Source organism: Campylobacter sp. RM16190, from assembly GCF_012978835.1.
GTDB lineage: Bacteria > Campylobacterota > Campylobacteria > Campylobacterales > Campylobacteraceae > Campylobacter_A.
In genome coordinates, this window is sequence record NZ_LIWS01000036.1 from 1 (window position 1) to 331 (window position 331).

Below are 331 nucleotides of genomic sequence, written 5' to 3' on the forward strand. Positions count from 1 at the left end.
GGGTCTAAAACTTTTTTTGTAAATCGTGCGAAGCTTGTCGTAAGAGTTTTTGGCAGTTGTAAAATTTCGTAAAGTTCTGCTAAATTGAAAGCCTTTGATTTTACTCTTTGATTTTGCATTTGCATACAAAATTGATAAAACCTTACTGCATATTTGCTATTAAATTTTAATGCCTGCTCTAGCTCTATCTTTGTAAAATTGCCCTTTAATTGCAGTAAGTAGGGCTTCATTTCATCGCTTATTTTAAACTCAATCCTATTCTCTCCGTTAAAGTATTTAGCTCTGCTTATCCAATGAAACATAGTCCAATCGCCATCGCCATTTTCAATAT

The 331-nt window shown here is 32.9% G+C and carries 1 protein-coding gene; it reads right to left on the reverse strand.

Annotated elements, in window-relative coordinates; genetic code table 11:
* On the reverse strand, positions 1–302 hold a 302-nt coding region (locus CDOM16190_RS10535; protein ID WP_170020793.1), incomplete at its 3' end, for a replication initiation protein.
* Positions 303–331 lie beyond the last annotated feature (29 nt).